Source organism: Pseudomonas sp. NPDC088368, assembly GCF_044753445.1.
Taxonomy (GTDB): Bacteria; Pseudomonadota; Gammaproteobacteria; order Pseudomonadales; family Pseudomonadaceae; genus Aquipseudomonas; species Aquipseudomonas bambusae.
In genome coordinates, this window is record NZ_JBIVNG010000005.1 from 273,956 (window position 1) to 295,968 (window position 22,013).

20 protein-coding genes are annotated in these 22,013 nt (G+C 58.8%); 9 read left to right on the plus strand and 11 right to left on the minus strand.

The genetic code is table 11. The features are described 5' to 3' along the window. The first annotated feature begins 214 nt into the window (after positions 1-214). Positions 215-955: a two-component system response regulator OmpR gene (gene ompR / locus ACIQAL_RS12790; protein ID WP_166594164.1), complete on the plus strand. Its 741-nt coding sequence runs from the start codon at positions 215-217 to the stop codon at positions 953-955. Between the two features lie 165 nt (positions 956-1,120). Further along, positions 1,121-2,434 carry an ATP-binding protein gene (locus ACIQAL_RS12795; RefSeq protein ID WP_166594165.1) on the plus strand — a complete coding sequence of 438 codons (1,314 nt, stop codon included), beginning with the start codon at positions 1,121-1,123 and terminating at the stop codon, positions 2,432-2,434. Between the two features lie 102 nt (positions 2,435-2,536). Here the strand turns inward: ACIQAL_RS12795 and rimK are convergent, their stop codons facing one another. Next, complete coding sequence (gene rimK, locus ACIQAL_RS12800) at positions 2,537-3,442, minus strand: 30S ribosomal protein S6--L-glutamate ligase (RefSeq protein ID WP_093465889.1); 906 nt, start codon at positions 3,440-3,442, stop codon at positions 2,537-2,539. After that, positions 3,439-3,894 carry an ATP-dependent zinc protease gene (locus tag ACIQAL_RS12805; protein ID WP_178115705.1) on the minus strand — a complete coding sequence of 152 codons (456 nt, stop codon included), beginning with the start codon at positions 3,892-3,894 and terminating at the stop codon, positions 3,439-3,441. The genes rimK and ACIQAL_RS12805 overlap by 4 nt, the downstream gene beginning before the upstream one ends. A 288-nt stretch (positions 3,895-4,182) precedes the next feature. Here ACIQAL_RS12805 and ACIQAL_RS12810 point away from each other — a divergent pair, with 288 nt between their 5' ends. After that, on the plus strand, positions 4,183-4,584 hold the full coding sequence (locus ACIQAL_RS12810; RefSeq protein ID WP_166594167.1) for an RNA-binding S4 domain-containing protein: 402 nt from the start codon (positions 4,183-4,185) through the stop codon (positions 4,582-4,584). Positions 4,585-4,660: 76 nt separating this feature from the next. Here the strand turns inward: ACIQAL_RS12810 and ACIQAL_RS12815 are convergent, their stop codons facing one another. Further along, a complete protein-coding gene (locus ACIQAL_RS12815; RefSeq protein WP_401145780.1) occupies positions 4,661-5,470 on the minus strand; it encodes a phosphatase PAP2 family protein in 810 nt (269 codons plus the stop codon). A 99-nt stretch (positions 5,471-5,569) separates the two neighbouring features. Here ACIQAL_RS12815 and hslO point away from each other — a divergent pair, with 99 nt between their 5' ends. Both hslO and ACIQAL_RS12825 read left to right on the plus strand, forming a co-directional pair. Next, a complete protein-coding gene (gene hslO / locus ACIQAL_RS12820) occupies positions 5,570-6,472 on the plus strand; it encodes an Hsp33 family molecular chaperone HslO (protein WP_166594169.1) in 903 nt (300 codons plus the stop codon). 203 nt (positions 6,473-6,675) lie between these two features. Continuing rightward, a complete protein-coding gene (locus ACIQAL_RS12825; protein WP_401145783.1) occupies positions 6,676-8,217 on the plus strand; it encodes a phosphoenolpyruvate carboxykinase in 1,542 nt (513 codons plus the stop codon). An 87-nt stretch (positions 8,218-8,304) separates the two neighbouring features. Here the strand turns inward: ACIQAL_RS12825 and ACIQAL_RS12830 are convergent, their stop codons facing one another. The 3 genes from ACIQAL_RS12830 to ACIQAL_RS12840 form a co-directional block, all read right to left on the minus strand. Then, on the minus strand, positions 8,305-9,021 hold the full coding sequence (locus ACIQAL_RS12830) for a hypothetical protein (RefSeq protein ID WP_401145786.1): 717 nt from the start codon (positions 9,019-9,021) through the stop codon (positions 8,305-8,307). A 285-nt stretch (positions 9,022-9,306) separates the two neighbouring features. After that, positions 9,307-10,452 carry a hypothetical protein gene (locus ACIQAL_RS12835; protein ID WP_401145788.1) on the minus strand — a complete coding sequence of 382 codons (1,146 nt, stop codon included), beginning with the start codon at positions 10,450-10,452 and terminating at the stop codon, positions 9,307-9,309. Positions 10,453-10,573: 121 nt separating this feature from the next. Next, positions 10,574-11,383: a hypothetical protein gene (locus tag ACIQAL_RS12840; protein ID WP_401145790.1), complete on the minus strand. Its 810-nt coding sequence runs from the start codon at positions 11,381-11,383 to the stop codon at positions 10,574-10,576. A gap of 243 nt (positions 11,384-11,626) precedes the next feature. On the opposite strand from ACIQAL_RS12840, the gene ACIQAL_RS12845 reads away from it, so the two are divergent. Together ACIQAL_RS12845 and ACIQAL_RS12850 are read left to right on the plus strand one after the other, a co-directional pair. Beyond that, positions 11,627-13,558: an ATP-dependent DNA helicase RecQ gene (locus tag ACIQAL_RS12845; RefSeq protein WP_401145791.1), complete on the plus strand. Its 1,932-nt coding sequence runs from the start codon at positions 11,627-11,629 to the stop codon at positions 13,556-13,558. A gap of 171 nt (positions 13,559-13,729) precedes the next feature. After that, on the plus strand, positions 13,730-14,158 hold the full coding sequence (locus tag ACIQAL_RS12850; protein WP_401145793.1) for an acyl-CoA thioesterase: 429 nt from the start codon (positions 13,730-13,732) through the stop codon (positions 14,156-14,158). A gap of 73 nt (positions 14,159-14,231) precedes the next feature. Here ACIQAL_RS12850 and ACIQAL_RS12855 read toward each other — a convergent pair whose 3' ends face one another. From ACIQAL_RS12855 to yrfG, 5 genes are all read right to left on the minus strand, one after another. After that, on the minus strand, positions 14,232-14,702 hold the full coding sequence (locus ACIQAL_RS12855; RefSeq protein ID WP_166594176.1) for a glycine zipper domain-containing protein: 471 nt from the start codon (positions 14,700-14,702) through the stop codon (positions 14,232-14,234). Between the two features lie 397 nt (positions 14,703-15,099). Next, the gene (locus ACIQAL_RS12860) at positions 15,100-17,436 is read right to left on the minus strand and encodes an FdhF/YdeP family oxidoreductase (RefSeq protein ID WP_401145796.1); all 2,337 of its coding nucleotides are present in this window, start codon (positions 17,434-17,436) and stop codon (positions 15,100-15,102) included. 3 nt (positions 17,437-17,439) lie between these two features. Next, positions 17,440-18,273 (minus strand): formate dehydrogenase accessory sulfurtransferase FdhD, encoded by an 834-nt coding sequence (gene fdhD / locus ACIQAL_RS12865; RefSeq protein WP_401145799.1) that lies wholly within the window; start codon positions 18,271-18,273, stop codon positions 17,440-17,442. A gap of 95 nt (positions 18,274-18,368) precedes the next feature. Beyond that, complete coding sequence (locus ACIQAL_RS12870; protein WP_401145801.1) at positions 18,369-19,256, minus strand: LysR family transcriptional regulator; 888 nt, start codon at positions 19,254-19,256, stop codon at positions 18,369-18,371. A 232-nt stretch (positions 19,257-19,488) separates the two neighbouring features. Beyond that, positions 19,489-20,151 carry a GMP/IMP nucleotidase gene (yrfG, locus tag ACIQAL_RS12875; protein WP_401145803.1) on the minus strand — a complete coding sequence of 221 codons (663 nt, stop codon included), beginning with the start codon at positions 20,149-20,151 and terminating at the stop codon, positions 19,489-19,491. A gap of 97 nt (positions 20,152-20,248) precedes the next feature. Between yrfG and nudE the strand changes: the two genes are divergently transcribed. Then, positions 20,249-20,815 (plus strand): ADP compounds hydrolase NudE, encoded by a 567-nt coding sequence (gene nudE / locus ACIQAL_RS12880; RefSeq protein ID WP_166594180.1) that lies wholly within the window; start codon positions 20,249-20,251, stop codon positions 20,813-20,815. Continuing rightward, entirely contained in the window at positions 20,812-21,654 is an 843-nt protein-coding gene (cysQ, locus tag ACIQAL_RS12885) for a 3'(2'),5'-bisphosphate nucleotidase CysQ (protein ID WP_401145805.1), read from the plus strand. Before nudE ends, cysQ begins: the two co-directional genes overlap by 4 nt. Positions 21,655-22,013 lie beyond the last annotated feature (359 nt).

Consider the following 22,013-nt stretch of genomic DNA (forward strand, 5'->3'; position numbering starts at 1 on the left):
TCTGATCTTGAGGGCGGCGCATTATACCCAGTGAACCCGGATTAGGGGATTGCCTCGTCGGAGGGCTTGTCAGGGCTGCACGGCTACTCTGTAGATATCTGTAATGCCCCGCGCAGAGCATCAGTGTGACCCCAGGAAAAATCTGCTAACAATGCACACGGTGCACATAACAGCAGCTACGCCATAATGCGCGCCGAGATCAAAGGAGCTTCCAATGAGCAGCACTGCACAAACGGCTGAAGGCGAGAAAATCCTCATCGTTGATGATGACCCGGGTCTGAGCAGCCTGTTAGAACGTTTTTTTACCAGCAAGGGCTACCGCGCCCGTGCTGTGCCCAATGTCGAGCACATGGATCGTCTGCTGGCTCGGGAAGTGTTCCATCTCGTCGTGCTGGATTTGATGCTGCCCGGCGAAGACGGCTTGTCTGCCTGCCGCAGACTGCGTGCCGCGAACAACCAGGTGCCGATCATTATGCTGACGGCCAAGGGCGACGAGTTGAGCCGCATCAAAGGGCTGGAACTGGGCGCCGACGATTACCTGGCCAAGCCATTCAACCCCGATGAACTGATGGCCCGTGTCAAGGCGGTCCTGCGACGCCAGTCCGCGCCGGTGCCCGGTGCGCCTGCCAGTGAAGACGAAACCGTCACGTTCGGTGAATACGAGCTGTCGCTCGCCACTCGCGAGCTGAAAAAGGGTGATCAGGTTCACATGCTCACCACCGGCGAGTTCGCTGTTCTCAAGGCGTTGGTCATGCACGCTCGGGAGCCGCTGACTCGCGACAAACTGATGAATCTTGCCCGAGGCCGCGAGTGGGACGCGTTGGAGCGATCCATCGATGTACAGATTTCACGCCTGCGCCGTTTGATCGAAGTCGATGCCGCCAAACCGCGTTATATCCAGACCGTCTGGGGTGTGGGTTATGTGTTCGTGCCTGACGGTGCTAACAAGCAGTAAGCACATCGACAGGTTGCCTGTGGGGCGCTTTGATCGCCTGCTTACGCCAGCCAGTCATTTCGCGCCTCCCAAGAGGAGGTGTCGAGGTGGCTGGTTTTGCTGTCTCTTGCCATCCGCGACATCTCGCGAGTTTACCTCGCTCCTGCAAAGTGTATAGCCACCGTTATGAAGACTCCGCTCTGGTTCCCGCAAAGCTTCTTTTCCCGCACCCTGTGGCTGGTGCTCATCGTCGTGCTGTTTTCCAAGGCGCTGACGCTGGTGTATCTGCTGATGAACGAAGACGTGCTGGTCGACCGTCAGTACAGCCATGGCGTCGCGCTCACCTTGCGGGCGTATTGGGCGGCAGATGAAAGCGACCGACAGACGATCGCCGATGCGGCGGGGCTGATTCGTGTCGTTGGCGGTGGCGTACCGGAAGGCGAGCAGCACTGGCCTTACTCGGAAATTTATCAACGCCAGATGCAGGCCGAGTTGGGAGCCGACACCGAAGTACGGCTGCGGGTCCACGCGCCGCCAGCGCTGTGGGTGCGGGCACCGAGTCTGGGTGATGGATGGCTCAAGGTCCCTCTGTATCCTCATCCGTTACGCGGTCAGAAAATCTGGAGCGTGCTCGGCTGGTTCCTCGCCATCGGTTTGCTGTCGACGGCGTCGGCCTGGATTTTCGTCAGCCAGCTGAATCGGCCACTCAAACGTTTGGTGTTCGCGGCTCGCCAATTGGGGCAGGGGCGTAGCGTCCGTTTGCCCGTCAGCGACACCCCCAGCGAAATGACCGAGGTGTACCGCGCCTTCAATCAGATGGCGGAGGACGTCGAACAGGCAGGGCAGGAGCGGGAGCTGATGCTGGCCGGGGTTTCCCACGACCTGCGCACGCCGCTCACGCGATTGCGTCTGTCGCTGGAATTGATGCCCAAGGACAACGAATTCATGGATGGCATGGTCCGGGACATCGAGGACATGGATGCCATTCTCGATCAGTTTCTGGCGTTCATTCGTGATGGGCGCGACGAAGAAGTCGAAGAAGTCGATCTGGTCGAACTGGTTCACGAAGTGGTGGCGCCGTACAACAGCCCTGTCGAGCAGGTGCGTTTATGCCTGGAATCGATTCCGCCGTTTCCGCTGCGCCGGGTGTCGATGAAGCGCCTGCTCGCCAACCTCATCGGGAACGCCATGCACCATGCGGGAGATGGCGTTGAAGTGGCAGCTTATGTGTCCGGTGACAGCGGTGCGCCTTATGTCGTGCTCAGCGTGCTGGACCGAGGCATGGGCATTGACCCCTCCGAGCTGGAAGGCATCTTCAACCCTTTCATCCGCGGCGACCGTGCCCGCAGTGGCAAAGGCACCGGGCTGGGCCTTGCCATCGTCAAACGCATCGCTGCCATGCACGGCGGCAACGTCGAACTGCGCAATCGATCAGGAGGCGGGTTGGAAGCGAGGGTTCGGCTGCCGTTGGGGTTGATGTTGCCGAGGGATGCGGATTAAGCGTCCGATCCTGTAGCAGCCTGGCTTGCCGGCGGTCGCGTCAGACGCATCGCCACCGCCGGCAACCCGGACTGCTACGCACATTCATGGCGAGTTAGCGAATCACCCCTTTCCCTTCGTCCGCGTCATGTGCGGGCCGCCGTTTTTCTCGATGTATTGGATGATCATCCCTGCCACGTCCTTGCCGGTCGTGGCTTCGATGCCTTCCAGGCCCGGCGATGAGTTCACTTCCATCACCAGTGGCCCGTGGTTCGAGCGCAGGATGTCGACGCCCGCAACGCTCAGGCCCATGACCTTGGCGGCGCGGATGGCAGTCATGCGTTCTTCCGGCGTGATCTTGATCAGGCTGGCGGTGCCGCCCCGGTGCAGGTTGGAGCGGAATTCACCGGGTTTGGCCTGACGCATCATCGAAGCGATCACCTTGTCGCCCACCACGAAGCAGCGAATGTCCGCGCCTCCGGCTTCCTTGATGTATTCCTGCACCATGATGTCCTGCTTGAGGCCCATGAAGGCTTCGATCACCGATTCCGCTGCCGTTGCCGTTTCGCAGAGTACGACGCCGATGCCTTGGGTGCCTTCCAGCACCTTGATCACCAACGGCGCGCCGTTGACCATCTGGATCAGGTCGGGGATGTCGTCAGGGGAGTGAGCGAAACCCGTCACCGGCAGGCCGATTCCGCGCCGCGACAACAATTGCAACGAACGCAATTTGTCCCGGGAGCGCGCGATGGCGACGGATTCGTTGAGCGGGAACACGCCCATCATCTCGAATTGACGCAGCACGGCGCAGCCGTAGAAGGTCACGGAAGCGCCAATGCGCGGAATGACCGCGTCAAAGCCTTCCAGGGGTTTTCCTCGATAGTGAATCTGCGGCTTATGACTGGCGATGTTCATATAGGCGCGCAGGGTATCGATCACCACGACCTCATGGCCACGCTGAATGCCAGCTTCGACCAGACGGCGAGTTGAATACAGACGCGGGTTTCGCGAAAGCACAGCGATCTTCATGCAACACCTGTGGCAGAGGGATTGGAGGCCGGAAAGACCGGTTTGTCCTGAACGTAAGTAATGCCCGGATTGACCACCAGTTGGCCGTCAATCAAAGCTTTGGAACCCAATAACAACCGGTAACGCATGGCCTTGCGGCAGGCCAGGGTGAATTCCACCGGCCAGACCCGATCTCCCAAGGCAAGGGTGGTGCGAATCACGTATCGCACCTGCGCCTGGCCGTTTGAGCTCTTGATTGTCTTCATCGCCACCAACTGCGCTTCACAACGGCGATGTCGTAACTGCACGACGGTCCCCAAGTGAGCGTTGAAGCGAACCCACTTTTCGCCGTCGCGTTCGAAAGGTTCGATTTCCGTGGCATGCAGGCTGGATGTGCTGGCCCCGGTGTCGATTTTCGCGCGCAAGCCTGCCACCCCCAAGTTGGGCAGCGCCACCCATTCGCGAAGGCCGATGACTGTGAGATGGTCGAATGTTTTCAAAGCGATTCCGTCAAGTTGCGCGTTCTCCCTGACACCCGAAAAGCCAGGGCCAAGGCTTGAAATGCAGGCTGCTCAATGCCAGCGCCGATGACTTTAACGGCCAACGCGGTCTGCTGTGTGACAATCCGGGAACGATAGCCGCACGAGCGATAAAGCGCATGCCCTTACGCATGTGCGGGGAATTCTAATCAAGGTTTGAGATTACTGCGCCCCCGGCGTTGCGTAGTACAGTTCTGACTATTAACCGATTGAGGAATTCAGATGGCACAAAAGGCAGAAGAGGACGACAAGGTTCGTCTTGACAAATGGCTCTGGGCAGCGCGTTTCTTCAAGACTCGCGCGTTGGCGAAAGCAGCGATTGAAAGCGGCAAGGTGCATTGCCGAGGCGAGCGTTGCAAGCCCGGGAAGGAGCCGCGCATTGGTGACGAGTTTCAGATTCGAGCCGGGTTCGATGAGCGCACGGTGGTGGTTCAGGCGCTGTCCATCGTTCGTCGGGGGGCGCCGGAAGCTCAGTTGCTGTACAGCGAAACACCGGAAAGCCTCGCGAAGCGGGAACAGGCGGCCGAGATGCGCAAGGCTGGGAGCCTGGGCGTGACCACGGACGGCAAACCGACCAAAAAGCAGCGACGCCAGCTGTTTCATTTTCGGTCGGGGGATGACTGAGTGCGCGCTCGCGGGGTGAACGTCTGGTCGCGGTGTGTAGGAGCCACGCCCGGCGGCCCCTGCCAATGCGGATCTCTTACAATCGTGCGCCTGGCTTCATGATGCTCAGACAGCCCAGCAGCGGCACCTTGGCGAACAGGTTGAAAATCGGCGCCGTGACTTGCAACAGAAAGCGTGTGGCCACTGCCACGAACGGCGTGTAACAACTCCAGGCCAACGCCAGCAGGGCGATCATCACGCCGCCAATGTAATCGTCCTGACCCCAATGAGCGCCAGCCACCAGGCGGGGCATCATGAACAGCAGCGCCAGCACCCAGATGATCACGCGCTGACTCACCGTACGGCTGAACACAGTCATGAACATCGCCCAGATCAGCAGCACCGAAGCGTGGTCGCCCGGAAAGCTCTGGCTAGAGCGGTCCTTCAACTGCCATTTGTCTTCCAGTGTGGGGAAGATTTCGCTGAGCTTGATCGCGTCCGGGATCACCATGGAGGCGCTGTCATGTTGCAGGGAGGTGTGATCGATGATTTTGGAGAACACCGTGCGAATGATCAGCAACAGAATCAACGTGAGTACGAAGCCGATCAGCGCGGCGCGGGTTTGTACCGCTTTGAATACCCAGTCGCCCTTGATCAGCAGCACCAGCAAGATCAGCCCGACGACGATATCGAACGGGCGCATACTGGCAATCGTCCAGACCCACAACCACACTTTGTTTTGCTCAAGCGGGCGGTTCAGCAAATGGAAAAACCATTCGTCGAATTGGGTGAAAGCGGCGTGGCCTGTGGGCCAGATCCACACCAGCAGCAGTGCTAGGGCGATCAGATTACACAGCAGGAATTTTTTGGCGTTCCACTTGGCTTGGAACAACGCGGGATAGTCCATAAGATGCCCCCATCGGCATGACAGTGCACCCATCGGTGCTAAACGGCGTTTTATAAGCGCTTGTCATCACTTTGTCATTACTCAGATACCTTTCTTCATATGCAAAATTTCCCGGACATCGATTACACCCAACGTTTCATCTTCGACGAGAGCGACGTTCGCGGTGAGCTTGTGGCACTGGAGCGTAGCTACGCTGAGGTACTTGCCAAGCACCCTTACCCCGAACCGGTTGCGCAACTGCTCGGCGAAATGCTCGCTGCAGCTGCCTTGCTGGTCGGCACGCTGAAATTCGACGGCTTGCTGGTCTTGCAGGCGCGCTCGCTGGGGCCGGTTTCGCTGCTGATGGTCGAGTGCTCCAGCGACCGCGAAATCCGCGGCATCGCCCGTTATGACGAAAGCCTCATCACCCCGGCAGCCACGTTACAGGAGCTGATGCCAGACGGCGACCTGACCATGACCATCGATCCTCGCCAGGGTAAACGCTACCAAGGGATCGTGGGGCTGGACGGCGTCGACCTGTCGGCTTGCCTCTCCAGCTACTTCGTGATGTCCGAGCAATTGCCTACGCGCTTCTGGATCAAGGCTGACGGCAAGCGAGCGCGCGGTCTTCTGCTTCAGCAACTCCCTCCCGCACGTCTCACTGACGCGGAAGAGCGCGAAGCCAGCTGGCAGCACGTCAATACCCTCGTCGATACCCTCACCGCCGAAGAGCTGCTGAGCCTGAACAACGAAACCGTGCTGCATCGTCTCTTCCATGAGGACGCCGTGCGCATGTTCGACATTCAGCCGCTGGTGTTCCGTTGCAGCTGCTCCCGCGAGCGCTCCGCTAACGCGCTGGTCAGCCTGGGCCTTGAGGATGCGCAGCAGTTGGTGATCGAACACAACGGTATGGTCGAGATCGATTGCCAGTTCTGTAATCAGCGCTACCTGTTCGATGCCGCTGACGTGGCGCAGCTGTTTGCAGGCGGTGGGATCGATACCCCTTCTGACACCCGTCATTAATGTAGTGTCGATGTAGTGCCAAGGTCGGGCTGAATGGTTTCCGCCCGGCCTGCTTGGCTCTGGATTATGTAGTTCTGACAGTTGGCCCCTACCTTTTTTGGCCTTTTCTGGCATAATCCGGCCCACTTTTCAGCTGTAGTAGTTTGGGTTTTTCTACTACAAAACGTTTGGAGCACTCGGCCAGCGGGCCGACGGGGAATCTCATGACGCAAGCCAACAACGCCGTTTACACCGATCTCAGTGTCGACGAACTGGTTAAAGAAGCCCTCAAACGCGAAGAAGGCGTACTGTCCGACACCGGCGCGCTCGTCGTCGAAACCGGTCACCGTACAGGTCGCTCGCCAGCGGACCGTTTCATCGTCGATGAGCCGAGCACGTCGTCGGCCATCGCCTGGGGTCCGATCAACCGCAAATTCCCTGCTGACAAGTTCGATGCCCTGTGGGCGCGTGTCGAGTCGTTCAACAACGCTCAGGAACATTTCGTTTCTCACGTCCACGTAGGCTCGGCATCCGATCACTACCTGGCCGTCAAGATGACCACTCAGACTGCCTGGCAGAATCTGTTCGGTCGTTGCCTGTTCATTAATCCGGCCCAGTACAACCCTGCCGGTCGCCAGGAATGGCAGGTGCTGAACGTTGCCAACTTCATCTGCGAGCCAGAACGCGACGGCACCAACTCCGACGGCTGCGTCATCCTCAACTTCGCACAGAGGAAGGTGCTGATCGCAGGCATGCGTTACGCCGGCGAGATGAAAAAAGCCATGTTCTCCGTGCAGAACTTCCTGCTGCCGGCCGCTGACGTGCTGCCAATGCATTGCGCCGCCAACATTGGCGAAGAAGGCGATGTGACCCTGTTCTTCGGTCTGTCGGGCACTGGCAAAACCACCTTGTCCGCAGACGAGAGCCGTTACCTGATCGGCGACGACGAGCACGGCTGGGGCGAAGGTGTCGTGTTCAACATTGAAGGCGGTTGCTACGCCAAGTGCATCGACCTGTCCGAGAAGAACGAGCCGGTCATCTGGAAGGCCATCAAGCATGGAGCTGTGCTGGAAAACGTCGTTCTCGACGCCAACCAGCACGCCGACTACGCCGACAGCAGCCTGACCCAGAACAGCCGCGCCGCGTACCCGCTGGAACACGTTGAAAAGCGCTCCGAGAAAAACTTCGGTGGCGAGCCAAACGCTGTGATCTTCCTGACCTGCGACCTGACCGGTGTTCTGCCGCCCGTGTCGATCCTCAGCGAAGAACAGGCCGCTTACCACTTCCTGTCGGGCTACACCGCGCTGGTCGGTTCGACCGAAATGGGTTCGGGGGCGGGCATCAAGTCGACCTTCTCCACCTGCTTCGGCGCACCGTTTTTCCCGCGTCCGGCTGGCGAATACGCTGAGCTGCTGATCAAGCGTATCCGCGGCTTTGGCTCGAAGGTTTACCTGGTCAACACCGGCTGGACCGGCGGCGGCTACGGTGTTGGCAAACGCTTCAACATCCCGACGACCCGTGGCGTTATTGCTGCGATCCAGAGCGGCGCGCTGATCGGTGCAGAAACCGAGCACCTCGACACCGTTAACCTGGACGTGCCGAAATCCGTTCCAGGCGTCGACACCGGGCTGCTGAACCCACGCAACACCTGGGCCGACAAAGCAGCGTACGACGAAGCGGCCAAGGCACTGGCCGGTCTGTTCATCGAGAACTTCAAGAAGTTCGAGGTGAGCGATGCGATCAAGGCAGCGGGTCCGAAGTTGTAAGACCGGGCTTCGCTGAACAAAAAACCGCCTCCAGGGGCGGTTTTTTTATGGATATCTTTTAGCGTCAGTCTTGCCCGATCTTATGGCTCAGCCGGATTTCTCAGTCACCGGAAAATCCTGGGTGATGTCGAAACTGCCCTTGGCAACGACGTTCTTCGCGTTGCACAGCTTCGCGTCGAAACCGGGGTGGCGTTCGCCGTGTTGGGCCGCGAAGGCGGCGGCTTCTTTGGTGCATTCGTCGGTGGGCTGTTCGGGGGAGAGTGCGGCGTTGAACTGAAACGTGCCTACCAATCTATAACGGTCCAACAGTTTGTTGGATGACGTCAGCTTCTCGATCTTGCTGAAGTCGAGTTTGACGTTGCTGTTCGCGCCGTCCTTGTCTGTGTCGAAATACTGGTAGTACGAGCCGGTGTCGTAGGACGCGCTGTTTTCATCATGGGCGACTTCCACACGCCCGCCTTGAAACATGATTGCCTGTTTCTGCTGGTCCGGGTCCTCGAAGGAGAAACCGAGGATTGGCCCGATGCTGACTTCGTTGCGATCACCGTCTGCTTCTTGGTCCGCACTGAGCGTCAGCCAGTTCGCACCGGGCAGCTTGCCGGGCAGGAAGCCAACGCTGACGGCGTCGCCTTTGGCTTCGTAGTGCAGATTCATGGCACCGCTCACGTCTACCGTCATCGATTTTGACAGGCCGCGGGCGTCAGCGGAGGCACTGCTGGCTTTTTCAGGGTTCTTGTCGCCGCAACCTGCAAGAGTGGCAATCAGTGCAGCGAACATGAGCGGAAGGTAACGAGTGAGGGTCATGGGTTTTCCTGAAGTGATCGGCTGAAAGCCTCTGCTTGGCGGAAGGTATGACCGCTGAAAACTCGGTTTTATCAGGCACTGCCGAAAAATATCGTTGTGCGATGGTTTAAAGGCGTGCGCTCGCCGTTCATCGGTAATCCGGGTCGAGGGCACGCCGTTTTGCAGAATCCTGGATGACACTGACTTGCAATCAAGCTTGGCGAAGAAAGGTCAATGGGTCTAGCTGTTAGTGCAGTGGGTCTAGTTGAACTTAATTACTGATGATGTAACGAGGTTTGAATTGTATCAATAAACGACGGCCTTATGATAACTGGAGGAAGGCGCCATAGGCGCCGCCAATGCCGCATTAGGAATAAATCCCGAGCCACTGACGTCCGAAAATTTGACGCCCTTATCGCCCCACGAAATTTTGCGTTCGTCCTTATCGCTTTCGGTCAGGGCGGTATAACTCTCTTTGCGCATGCTCACGTATTTGAGATCGTCTTTCGCGATCACTTTCAAATACTCATCAACGGTCGCGATAGACAAGTTGAGTTTCTTGTCAAGCTCCGCGCCCCAACGTGTTAAACACTGTTCTGCGTAGTGGCGAAGAATAAGGCCGGGCTCGACGAGTGCTTTCTGCCCGTTGGCGCCGTCAATCGCAGCGTTCCCTACAAGCGTCGCATGACGGCCCGCCATTGGGTAAATATGAACCGATGTTCCTGGTGCCGTTTTTGGGGCAACACAGGCGAAACCTCTAGAGCGCTCATCACGAGCGTAGAAGCCGATGTATTGCTTGACGTTCGGCCCCAACACAACGCGGTGTTGCTGGAAGTTGAGCAAACCCGGCACGGGATCAATGGCGAAGATGTTGACGGCGATGTGTTTCAGATCGGGGTCTGCCTGCATGGCATTCGCCAGCATGTGGCAACTGATACCCCCGCGGCTCCAGCCCACCAGATTGACTTGCTTGGGGATGGGTCTACCTTTTTCATCCTTCTTGCGGAAGATCTGAATGATCTTTTCTTGAAGCTGCTGAGGGGTGACTTTGCGATCCCCGTAGTCATAAGTGCGCCACAGCCAGCACCCTGTGCGATCAAGATCATCGATTGGAATATTCGCCTTTTTCAGCCGATCGTATTCTTGTTTGGTTAGCTTTTTGCGCTGCCAGTCGGTTTTACCTTTGATGATAGCGAGCGCATGGGCAACGTTTTCTTCCCAGCCTTTACCGAACAGCGTTCCAGTCAAGCCATAGCCCCCGGGTTCGATAAAAAGTTCGTCAGCCTGCAAGTTACCGCTGCCCGGACCGTCGATGATGATCCAGTCCACAAACTCTTTGCTGGTCATATTGGAGGCCAGCGTGGAAATCAGCTCCCCGTTCCAATAACTCTTATTGTGGATGTCGTATTGGTTAGAACCCGTTCCGCAAAAAAATACCGTTAGTACGCTCATGTTCAATTACCTTTTGGTTGTGAGGTGCCCAAAAGGTAGGTTGAGATAGTTCATTTGACAAAGGAGTAACTGTTTCTCGATATAATCCAATGTCATTGCTTCTAATTGTGTCGGTAGTTGCTCAGGGTCGATAGGTAGCCGCTGCTTCACAAAACTGCTCTTGTGCGAGTTTGTTTTTCTCATCCTTGTCTTTGGCGGCACGCTTGGTCCAGTCGCTGCACATATCCTTGAAATAGGGCGCGGCAGCACGACGGCACTCACGGTACTCGACGCTGTCGGTCTTGAAGTTCATGCACACGCTGTTGTTTTCAACGTGATTGTTGTAAATGCGGTAGCGCGCTTCATACCGATTGCGCCCATCCACTTCCCTAATGAGTACGCCCGCGACTTCATAGCGACGGCCCGTTTCAGCGTGAGGCTTGGCGGCGGTCGCCTTGTACTGCGCCATGTAACGGTCAGACACCATGCCCTGTGGTCGGGGTGCGTTGTAGTCCGTCGGTTGAATATCGCCAAACCGGCAATTGATGACGTCTCGGTCGATCACATTGCCTTGCTTCATGCAGTCGTCAAGCGGCTTTGACGCCTCAGGTTGGGTGGTATCTAGCTTGGGAGCGACGTAGACCACTTGCTCGGTCGTCCGCATTTCGGGTGTTTGAGCCTCGGGTTCAGGTGCCTCGATGACGTCAGCCGCCGGTAACGTGGCGACGGGCATCGGAGCGGGTTTCTGCGTATGAAACATCTGAGCGACGAGGTAGATAATCGCCATCACTAGCGCCAGACAAATCAACACGCTGCTGAGCGGCCACGTACTTTTGGCAGGTGGGAGTTTTCTTTTTACGGGATGCGAACCGAGCACGACGTCGAACTGGTCCGGCGTCAGACGCTGCATGACGATCTGGCCGTCATCCTCGGGCGGCAGGGTGGGTTGCATGGCCTCTCCTTGGCGATTTTCGTGCTGCAATGGGGCGTCTAGGCCCTCTTCAGCGAGTGAAATCAGATGTGAGTAAAAGTTGCGGCGAGGTTAAACGCCGCAATGTCGTTTTGCTAGCCATGCACATCCCTCGCTTATCAGAGATGTATCCTGTTTGGCATTTCTGTAACGGTTTAGGTGTTCGTCGCCCGAATCTGCCGCGCTAAGGTGCAGGCTTTTGCGACGGTTCATGGAGGGCGGCACATGCATCAAACGCTCGAGCAGGTTTTCGGTTATCGGCAGTTCCGCGCCGGACAAGAGGCAGCGATCAGCGCGGTATTGGCGGGTCGCTCCGCTGCTGCGATTTTTCCCACCGGGTCCGGCAAGTCGCTGTGTTACCAGTTGCCAGCCTTGCTATTGCCAAACCTCACACTGGTGGTTTCTCCGTTGCTGGCGCTGATTCAGGACCAGCTCGCTTTTCTGCAACGCCATGGGATTTCAGCCGCCAGTATCGATTCGGCACAGAGTCGTGAAGACGTGACAGACGTGATGAACCGCGCCCGCTCCGGAGAACTGAAAATTCTGATGATTTCGGTAGAGCGTCTAAAAAATGAGCGATTCCGGCACTTCATCGCGCAGGTGCCGATCTCGCTGTTGGTGATCGACGAGGCGCATTGCATCTCGGAATGGGGGCATAACTTCCGCCCAGACTATCTCAAGCTTCCGGACTACCAGCGCGAATTCAATATCCCGCAAGCGCTGTTGCTGACCGCGACTGCCACTCCACACGTCATCGAAGACATGCAGAGCAAATTCGCCATCGCGCCCAAAGACGTGGTGACGACCGGGTTTTATCGGCCGAATCTCACGCTGTTGGTCGAACCCACGCCGGGGCGCGACAAACGCAGACGCCTGACGCAGTGGCTGGGCGAGCGGGCCGGGCAGCCGAGCATCGTGTATGTCACGTTGCAGAAAACCGCCGAATTCGTGGCGGCGCATTTGGCGGAGCAGGGCATTCCGGCGCAGGCCTATCACGCCGGATTACCCCACGACAGACGCGAGTCGATCCAGCGTCAGTTCATGGCGGGGCGCCTGAACTGCATCGTCGCTACCATTGCGTTCGGGATGGGCATCGACAAAAGTGACATCCGCAACGTCGTGCATTTCGATCTGCCCAAATCCGTCGAAAACTACAGCCAGGAGATTGGCCGGGCAGGGCGCGACGGTGCCGTCTCCGAGTGTCTGGTGCTGGCCAATCGCGACAGCCTAAACGTGCTGGAAAATTTCGTGTACGGGGACACGCCCGAGCGTGAGGGGATTCGTCGGGTGCTGGAGGATTTGCTCAGTGCGCGCCATGACGGCCAGTGGGAATTCTTGCTGCTGCATCTTTCCGACATGAGCAACATCCGCCAGCTGCCGTTGAAAACGCTGCTTGTTCAGCTCGAACTGCGCGGGATCATTGCCCCTCGTTACTCGTATTTCGCGGAGTACCGCTTCAAATATTTGATCGAGCCAGGCGCGTTGGTGCAGCAGTTCCAGGGAGAGCGTCAGCAGTTCGTGCAGGCGTTGGTCGACACGTCACGCCGCGCGCGAACCTGGGCGACGGTGGACTTCGACGCGATTTACCAGCAATACCAAGCGGAGCGCGGACGCGTGGTGACGGCGCTGGATTTCTTTCAGGAAAAGGGCTGGATCGAGCTGGAAACCAAGCAGATGACCGACGTGTACAACGTGCTGGTCACGGATTTTGATATCCAGGTGCTGAGCGAAGAGCTTCACGCTTACTTCGTGCATCATGAGACGACCGAAGTGGCGCGTATTCACGCGATGCTGGATCTATTCGCGAGCGAACAGTGCCTGAGTCATCGCCTTGCTCAGTACTTTGGCGATGAGCGGGCGCCCGAGCGCTGCGGGCATTGCTCGGTGTGTGCAGGGCATGTCGCGGTGTTGCCGGAGCCTCCCGAGCTGAAGCCGCTCGATGAGCGGGATCTGGAGGATTTGTGCAGCGAGTTTGTCAGCAAGCATTTGCAGGCATTGGGGCATGATCCCAGCGTTGAATGCCTGACCCGGTTTTTATGCGGAATCAGCGTGCCGGTGTTTACCAAGCTCAAGGCCCGGGGCATTCCTGGTTTCGCGGTGCTGGAGGAGTATCCCTATGGCGAAGTGAGGGCTTGGGTTCTGGGCCAACTTCAGTAGGGACTGCAGATGTAGTCTCCTGTGGGAGCGAATTCATTCACGATGCGTAGTCTCAGGCGCAGGTGATGGTGTTGTTACGCCGCCATCGCGAATGAATTCGCTCCCACAGGTTTCATGGATACCCTAAATCGTCGTAGTGTCAGGTCCGCACTTGCCCACCGAGGACAACGCATGAGCGAAACGCCGATACGCGCCGACTACCGCCACTTTCAGCCCATCACCACACGTTGGCATGACAACGACATTTACGGCCATGTGAACAACGTCACCTACTACAGCTTCTTTGACAGCACTGTGAACAGCTACCTGATCGAGCAGGGTGGGCTGGATATTCATAACGGGGATGTCGTGGGGTTTGTGGTCAGTTCGTCCTGTGACTATTTTGCGTCAGTCGCTTACCCCGACCTGATTGAGGTGGGGTTGCGCGTCGGAAAACTGGGGAACAGTTCAGTGCAGTACGAGCTGGCAGTGTTCAGAGTGGGTGAAGAAGAGGCGTGCGCGGCGGGGCGGTTCGTGCACGTGTTCGTGGATCGGGCCTCGAATCAGCCCGTGCCGATTCCTGTGGCGTTGCGCGCGGCGATGGAGCGTCTGGTGCTCTGAAGCGCCTGGAAACGCAAACCGGCCGCGTTATCGGCGGCCGGTGAATATACCTGTCGAAGGCATTGCGCTGCTGTCAGCGATGACGCCAGCCGCGATGACGGCCGTGGTCGTAGTGACGCTTGCCATGACCACCGTGGTAGTCGCGACGATCACCGCGATAGCCGCGACGATTGTCGTCACGACGGCTCTCTTCGCCCATATAGTTACCCAGCGCGCCACCGGCACCACCACCTGCCGCTGCGCCGATCAGGCTGCCGGTGCTGCCGCCGACGCTGCGACCAATCACGTTGCCGCCTGCCGCGCCCAAACCGCCGCCGATAGCCGCTTCAGTACGGTTGTGACGGTTGGCGCCCACTGCGCCACCAGCCGCGCCGCCCAGTCCTGCGCCGATGGCAGAACCGGTGCTGCCGCCGATTTGTTGGCCGACAACTGAACCCAGTACCCCACCCAATGCGCCGCCCACGCCAGCGTTCAGGTTATCGCCTGCTGAGGCGAAACCGGTGGCCAGCGAGAGGGACAACAACAGAATCGAGGAATACTTCATGTAGGGATGCTCGTAGGGATGACGACGCGATCCTGCAATCATGAAGAAAATGTCACAATCGAAATCCGACGAATAACACGACTTGTATACAAAAGCCTAAGTTATTGTTTTTGATGCGGAACTTACAGAGGTTTAACGAGTCCTAGACTACTTCCCACAGGCCCAAATCATGCGATTTGGGCCTTTTTTGTGGCTTTTGATTGGGGTTCTGGCCGCAGGCCGTAGGAGCTGGCTTGCCTGCGATCTGTTGCGGAGCAGCAGTGAAACCAGAGACTGCGTTGTTTCAGAAACACCACGTTCTCAGGATTTGCTGCCGGTCCCCGGCAGATCGCAGGCAAGCCAGCTCCTACGGCCTGCGGCCAGAATCAAAAGCATGAGGCCGCGTGAGGTAGGACCGTCATATTATCCGCGCCACCTCGGCGTGCCGCTCCAGCTTGATCGCCACGAACTTGGACGTTGGCGTATGGCTGCCCTCGCCAATGCTTTCCAGCGGCACCAACGGGTTGACCTCTGGGTAGTACGCCGCTGCCTGGCCCGCCGGAATATCGAACGGCAGCAGGGTAAAGCCCTTCACGCGCCGTTCGATGTCATCGCCCCAGATCGACACGATGTCGGCTTTCTGGCCGGGTACGAAGCCCAGGCGCACGATGTCGGCTTCGTTGAGGAACATCACGTCTCGTTGACCTTTCACGCCGCGATAGCGGTCATCCAGCCCATAGATCGTGGTGTTGTACTGATCGTGGGAGCGCATCGACTGCATGATCAGGTCTGGAATGATGCCGGTTCCGCGGATGCTTTCGTGCACCAGATCAACCGGCAGCTCGTTTGCCTTGAAATTCGCGCGTGCGCTTGGCGTGTTCCATTTACGCGAACCGGCCGTGCTGCCCAGATAGAAACCGCCCGGGTTCTTGATCTTCTCGTTGAAGTTTTTGAACGCCGGGATGGTGTCGGCGATCAGGTCGCGAATGCGCCCGTAATCTGCTGCCAGCCACAACCAGTCCACAGGCTGCTTGCCCAGTGTGGCGTTGGCGATGCCTGCCAGAATGGCGGGCTCGGAGCGCATGTGACGTGACAGCGGTTTCAATTGGCCGTTGGACGCGTGAACCATGCTGAAGGAGTCTTCCACGGTGACGGCCTGCGGGCCTTCAGCCTGGATATCGATGTCGGTGCGACCGAAGCACGGCAGGATCAGCGCCTCCTTGCCGTGGGCCAGGTGGCTGCGATTGAGCTTGGTGCTGATCTGCACGGTCAGGTCGCAATTGCGCAGGGCTTCGAACGTACGCGTGCTGTCCGGGGTTGCCTGAGCAAAGTTGCCGCCCAAGGCGATAAACACTTTCGAGCGCCCTTCCAGCATCGCGTGGATCGCTTCGACGACATTGTGGCCGTTTTCGCGCGGCACTTTGAACTGGAAGCGTTTTTCCAGCGCATCGAGGAAAAACGCCGGTGGACGCTCGTTGATCCCCATGGTGCGGTCGCCCTGCACGTTACTGTGGCCACGCACCGGGCACAGGCCTGCGCCGGGCTTGCCGATGTTGCCGCGCAGCAGCATCAGGTTGGCGACTTCCTGGATGGTCGGCACCGAATGGCGATGTTGGGTGATGCCCATCGCCCAGCACATGATCACGTTCTTGGCGCGGGCATACATCCGGGCAGACAGCTCGATGTCGCCCAGCGTCAGGCCCGATTGCTCGACGATGAATTCCCATGAGGTCGCGTCGACGGTGGCGAGGTAATCCTGCACGCCGTCGGTATGCTCGTTGATGAACGCGTGGTCGAACACCGCTGGCTCATTCTTGGCCTGGGCTTCACGTTCCCATTGCAACAGGAACTTGGCCATGCCTCGCATCATGGCCATGTCGCCGCCCAGTGCGGGGCGGAAGAACGCGGTGTTGGTCGGCTCGGAACCGTTGGTGAGCATTTCCAGTGCATGTTGCGGGTGCTGGAAACGCTCCAGACCACGCTCCTTGAGCGGATTGACGCTGACCACTTGGGCGCCGCGCTGTACGGCTTCACGCAGCGGTTCAAGCATGCGCGGGTGGTTGGTGCCAGGGTTCTGGCCCAACACGAAGATCGCGTCGGCGTGTTCGAAGTCGTCGAAGGTCACGGTGCCTTTGCCGACGCCCACACTTTGCGACAGCGCAACGCCACTGGCCTCGTGGCACATGTTCGAGCAGTCAGGGAAGTTATTGGTCCCGTAGGCGCGCACGAACAGCTGATACAGATAGGCGGCTTCGTTGCTGGCCCGGCCCGAGGTGTAAAACTCGGCCATGTTCGGGCTGGGCAGGTTGTTCAGGTACTTGGCGATCAGCGCAAATGCGTCGTCCCAGGCGATCGGTTTGTAACGATCGGTCTGGGCGTCGTAGACCATCGGCTCGGTCAGGCGGCCTTGATACTCCAGCCAGTAATCGCTCTGCTCCAACAGCGCGCTGACGCTGTAGCGGGCAAAGAAAGACGGGTCGACGCGACGCTTGGTGGCTTCCCAGTTGACCGCCTTTGCGCCGTTTTCACAGAACTTGACCAGGCCGCTTTCCGGCGAGTCGCCCCACGCACAGCCCGGGCAGTCGAAGCCGCCGTTCTGGTTGGTCTTGAGCATCATGCGCAGGTTTTTCAGCGCGTTGTCACTGGTCAGCCAAGCTTTACTCACACTGATCAGCGCACCCCATCCGCCGGCCGGACCTTTATAAGGCTTGTAGCGAGGAACGGGGGTCTTGTCGGCTTGTTTGTGAATGCTCACGCGTTAATTCTCCAAGGCCGGGCTGTAGACCCGCGGCGCGCTGTGTTTTGGCAGATGAATGAGGTTGAGGTTGTGCCGACGCGCCCATTGCAGCGCCAGGCCGGTAGGCGAGGACAGGCTGACAAGGGTTTGTATCCCGGCACGCAGGACTTTCTGGATCAATTCGAGGCTGCAACGACTGGTCACGACCGCCAGGCCGCCCGCCGTGGGAATGTTTTGGCGGATCAGCGCCCCGATCAGTTTGTCGAGGGCGTTGTGTCGACCGATGTCTTCGCGACCGAGCAGCAGTTCGCCTTTATCGTTCATGAACATCGCGGCATGGACGGCACCGCAGTACTGGCCCAACGGCTGGAATTCGTCCAGGCGCTCGCGCAGGCCGTGAAGCCATTCGGCTGGGGGCAGCGGAGCGCCGGGGAGTACGTTCAACTCGGGCAAGGCCTGTTCCACGGCTTCGACCCCGCACAGGCCGCAACCGGTGGTTCCAGCCATCTGTCGACGCTGAGTCTTGAGGTTCCAGAACGCGCGGCTGGCGATTTCGACTTCCGCCGTTTGCGCAGAGCCGCAGCCGCCAAGCTTGATGTCGTAGATTTCGTCGGGGGATTCAATGATGCCGCTGCCGATGCTGAAACCGACGATAAAGTCTTCCAGATCGGAGGGCGTCACCAGCATCACCGCCTGGCTGATGCCGTTAAAGGCAATGGCCAGCGCCACTTCTTCCGCGAGCACGGTGGGCTCAGAAGCGTCGTGCTCCAGATTCGAGTAGGTGTAGGGCTGGCTTGCGGCAGGCGCGGGCAGTTGTTTTGCGGGCGCCGTGCTTTCCTTGTGCTTGGTATGCATCGGGACGTACCGGCAGAGTTTCCAGGCCCCTAGCCTAGGCCTCTCGTCGGATGGCGTCTAATCGCTAGTACTGATGCCGTAATAGATGACGTCGATCAAGATGCCGCGATCATTTTGTGATACTCGCCAAAGCACGCCTCGGCCAGCGCGGATCGTGGCGCCGAGCGGCGCATGATGAGTCCCAGGCGGGCCAGCGTCTGCGCCTGCTCAATGGGCTGCAGACGCAGGTGATCTGTCAGCGTTTCGAGCCCGCCGTCCAGCGGCATGATCGCGCAGCAGAAACCGGCTTGAACGGCTTGCAGCAGTTGATGGACGGCGTCGGTCTGGATCAGCGGTTGGGGTTCCAGCCCACGGGTCTGGAAGTTGTGATCAATGGACTGACGAAAGTGCATGCCACTGGTGAGCATGCCCAGCGGCAATTCGATCAGGCTCTCCCAGCTCAGGGGGGCGTCACCGAAGCTGAAGTGGCGCTGGTCGTACATCAAGCCCATACGCGTTTCCGCCAGTTCCAGCGAGTCGAAGCGTTCCGAGTCCAGCCGTTCCAGGTATGAAACGCCGAGGTCGAGCCGGTTGCTCGCCAGTTGGTCGAGGATTTGTTCGGAACTGAGGGATGACAGCTCGAAACGCATGCTCGGGTGATGGCTGTGCAAGCGTTGCAGCAACGGCAGCGGATCGAAGTTGGACAGTGGCACGACGCCCAATCGCAAGGTGCCGACGAGGTGACCGCGACAGGCAGCGGCTTCAGCCTGTAGGCCGTCATAAGCCGCCAGCACCGTACGTGCCCAGGCCAGTACGCGCTCGCCGGGGGCTGTGAAACCTTCGAAACGCTGCCCCCGATTGACCAGCGGCAGGTCCAGCTCTTCTTCCAGACTGCGCAGACGCATGGAGAGGGTCGGCTGAGTGATGTGGCAACGCGCAGCCGCCTGCCCGAAATGACGGGTTTCGTCGAGGGCAATCAGGAATTTCAGCTGTTTGATGTCCATCTTCACTCCGCAAGGCACAGGTCGGCTCGGGGATTCTAGCGCGGCAGGATGTCGCATGGGGTGATGATTGGAGATTGGTCCTTGGTGTTGCTGATCAAATGCGGTGCCGCTGTGGGAGCGAATTCATTCGCGAAAAATGGAACAGGCGATAGAGAAGCGTCGACTGAACTGCCGTATCGCGAATGAATTCGCTCCTACAGGTTGTGCATCTGCGACTGCCACCGTATGGCATTCACAGGCCCTGGATCAGTGTCCGGTAATCCTCAACGGCGTCGAATTCTTCGGTCTCCTTCGGGCCTTTGCGGCTGTCAGGTTCACGCACGGCCAGCAAGTGTTTCACGCCATAACGTCCGGCGCTGCGCAGGATCGGCAAGGTGTCGTCGATGAATAGGCTGCGCGCCGGATCGAAATCGATGTCCGCGTGTAGCGCGTCCCAGAACTGCGGGTTTTCCTTGGGATAGCCGTAATCGTGTGAGCTGATCAACCGCTCGAAATAGGGCGCCAGCTCCAGCCGCTCCATCTTCAACGACAACGAATCCCGGTGTGCATTGGTGATCATGATCACCCGCTTGCCAGCCTGTTTGATGGCGTCCAGAAACAGCTCGGCGTCGGGGCGTAGCGCGATCAGGTGGGCAATTTCCACTTTCAGCTCTTTCACCGAGAGCTTCAGTTCGCTGCTCCAGAAATCGGTGCAATACCAGTTCAGCGTGCCAGCGTTCTTCTCAAACAGCGGCGTCAGCTCCATTTTTGCCATCGCGAGGCTCACGCCATGCAGCTCCGCGTAGCGTTTAGGCAGGTGTTCAAGCCAGAAATGATTGTCGAAGTGCAGGTCGAGCAGTGTTCCGTCCATGTCCAGCAGAACGGTGTCGATGTCGCGCCAGGGCAAAGAAGGCATACGGGTCTCTCGGCATTGAATAAGTCGCTGTGGTTTTCCGACACAGACATTCAGAAAAGCCACGGTATAGTAACCCGTCTACGCCAAGGAGCTTGTCATGCGCCAGAAACCCACCGTACTCGCCCGTGAAATCGTCGCGAGCAGCCGTCTATTCCGAGTCGAAGAAGTGCAGTTGCGCTTTTCCAATGGCGTCGAACGCGTTTATGAGCGTCTGGTCGGACGCGGCAACGGTTACGGGGCGGTGATGATCGTGGCGATGCTCGACGCCGACCACGCTGTATTGGTGGAAGAATATTGCGGCGGCACCGATGAATACGAGCTGTCCTTGCCCAAAGGGCTGGTCGAGCCGGGCGAAGACGTGCTGGCCGCCGCCAACCGTGAGCTCAAGGAAGAAGCGGGTTACGGGGCGCGCAACCTTGAACATCTGACTGAGCTGTCGCTGTCGCCGGGCTACATGAGTCAGAAGATTCAAGTGGTGCTCGCCACCGATCTGTATGAAGAGCGCCTTGAGGGCGATGAGCCTGAGCCGATGCGCGTGGACAAGATCAACTTGCGCGAACTCGCCAGCCTGGCGCAGCATCCCCAGTTTTCCGAAGGTCGCGCTTTGGCGGCGCTGTACCTGACCCGCGATCTGTTGACCCAGCGTGGGGTCTTCCAGCCATGAATGATCTGTTCGCTGATTTGCCCCACCCGTTGCTGGCCCCGGTGATCGACCTCTGCCGTCGCGCGGGAGAAGCCATTCTGCCGTTCTGGCGCTCAGGCGTTGAAGTGACGTCCAAATCCGACAATTCCCCCGTGACCGCTGCCGACCTGGCCGCTCACGAGCTGTTGGTAGCGGGACTGAAAGCGCTGGACCCGAGCATTCACATCCTGTCCGAAGAAGATGCCAACATTCCACTGAGCGAACGCAGCCAGTGGCAGCGCTGGTGGCTGGTCGATCCGCTGGACGGGACCAAGGAATTTATTTCCGGAAGTGAAGAATTCACCGTCAACGTCGCGCTGGTCGAGGACGGGCGCGTTGTGTTCGGCGTGGTATCGATGCCGACCAATGATCGCTGTTACTTTGGCGGCGCGGGCCTGGGGGCTTGGCGCAGCGATGCTGTTGATCACGTCGAACCGATCACCGTGCGTGAACAGCCCGGTGTGGGCGAGGCGTTTACCGTGGTCGCCAGCCGTCGCCATTCCAGCCCGGAGCAGGAGGCGCTATTGGCAGGGCTGTCGTCAGTGGTGGGCGAACTGAAGCTGACCAACATCGGCAGCTCGTTGAAATTCTGTCTGCTGGCCGAGGGTTCGGCTGATTGCTACCCACGTCTGGCCCCGACTTCGCAGTGGGACACCGCCGCTGCGCAGGGTGTGCTTGAAGGTGCGGGCGGTGTGGTGCTGGACCTGATGGGCGAAACGTTCGATTACCCGGCGCGTGAGTCGCTGCTCAACGGGTTTTTTCTGGCGTTGCCGGGGAATGCGTCCTGGCGCGAAGCGTTGGTGGAATTGGCGAAAGGCTGATTGCGGTGTGCTTTTGACTCTGGCCGCAGGCCGTGGGAGCGCCACCCAGGCACTCCCACGCCTTCGGCAGAAGCCGATCGCAGGTAACTCAACATTCTGCGGCGGACACAATTTGGCTTTTGATTCTGGCCGAAGGCCGTGGGAGTTGGCTTGCCTACGATCTGCCGGGCACCGGCAGCAAAACCTGACGCCTGCGATCCATGTGACCCACCGCATGCACAGGATTTGCTGCCGCTTCGCGCCAGATCGCGAGCAAGCAACGCTCCCACGCCTTCGGCAGAAGCCGATCGCAGGTAACTCAACATTCTGCGGCGGACACAATTTGGCTTTTGATTCTGGCCGAAGGCCGTGGGAGTTGG